The organism is Shewanella sp. 11B5, assembly GCF_002836795.1.
Taxonomy (GTDB): Bacteria; Pseudomonadota; Gammaproteobacteria; order Enterobacterales; family Shewanellaceae; genus Shewanella; species Shewanella frigidimarina.
In genome coordinates this window covers 1-1,459 of record NZ_PJAP01000038.1, presented here as the reverse complement: position 1 = coordinate 1,459, position 1,459 = coordinate 1, and the positions used below count along the sequence as shown (strand labels likewise).

The 1,459-nt window shown below is 40.6% G+C and carries 1 protein-coding gene; it reads right to left on the bottom strand.

Annotated features, from left to right (window positions below):
• Window positions 1–411 precede the first annotated feature (411 nt).
• Window positions 412–1,314, bottom strand: a complete 903-nt coding sequence (locus CXF78_RS00315; protein WP_102035666.1) for a CLCA_X family protein — start codon at window positions 1,312–1,314, stop codon at window positions 412–414.
• Between the last annotated feature and the right edge of the window lie 145 nt (window positions 1,315–1,459).

The window sequence follows — 1,459 nt, the reverse complement described above, 5'->3', positions numbered from 1 at the left end:
ATACATTGTTATTTAATGATATTATATAATATCAAGCAACAATAATTAGTGAGTGGATATTTGATTTGCATCATGAGACGCAATTTGAGTCGCAAAATGCAAATCAAATTGCATAAGACAAGTCACCCAGTAAAACTGAAGAGATAAAAATAAGACACTCAGAGGCAATGCCGATAACGAAGAGTACTCACAAATGCTAACGAAAAATTCAATGTAAAACTTTGCCAGGTAAAAGCAAGCCTTGGATAATGCTGATTATCGATGAATAAACATAAAAGAAAAAGCCGCGTTGAGTGACCTGTGTGTTTGGCATTGAAAATAACATGTAAAGTAACATTGATAGTGACACTACCATCAAGCGAACTCATAAAATCCATTAACCTACATCGTTAATCCATCGCAATCAGTTACCTACTTCGCACCTTGTTGTTTATCAAACGCTAGCCCCAAAGGTTCAAAATATTCCATCATGGCTTGATATATTTCACGGCAGTGTTGTGCATCGGGATAAGCGCCATGCTTAGCAAGTGGCGAATCGATAGTACTGTTAACCAGGTAAGGATTGGATATATTGGCATAATCTTGTGAATACATTTCAATGCAGGATTCAAAGGCGCGCGCCATCATTTCGGTCGGTTTGGCAAAGTAATGGCAGCGTTGCTGCTTATCGAGTGCGATGGAGCGACGCACATAGTCATGTGGCTCTTGGCCGTTGGCACTCAGCAAGGTCACTTTAAATAAGCTAGAGAGTTTTTTATTCAGCGGGTGAGCGTTTATCGATTTATCGGCCAGCCAATTGTCGCTGGCGCAAGCAAATAAATTAGCCCGATTGAAGTTAGTCCGACTTGTATTGGGAGTTTGCTCTGATAATACAAGCGACGACAAATACGGGTCTAATATACTGTCGTCGATAAACATTTTATCAGCAATATAGTGATCGAATGCATGCCAATACTCATGAGCCAATGCCCCTGCTCCGGCATTTTTGGCTAAGGCCAGTTCTCGGTATGCTGGCGAATAATGAGCTTGCACACCTTTTTGGCCGCCATGGCCAAAGGCAAAGCGTAAGCTACCGCGTAAACCAATCAATTCTGGTGGTACTGCTAAGATGTTGGCTAAGTCTGCTAGCGAATCAAAAATTAAATTTGCCGCCAGCGCCGATTCCTCACGGTTAACCCATTTGCCAACACGGATATGCTGCAAACCAAAAGTGTGCTTAATGTCGAGAAAACTGACCGAATCGCCATTACGATAGTCGGGCCCAATACGTTCAAAATGACGTTGATGATTTAATAATGAATGATGTGAAGCCAAACATACCTCTGTTGTCACTAAAGCGATTACTAAAAACGTTTACACAAAAACGTTTACACAAAAACGAATGCTGAACGTAGTGGTTAATTATGCCATGTTTAACGCCATACACAGTCCTATAAAAACAAACTGATAATAAAAAATA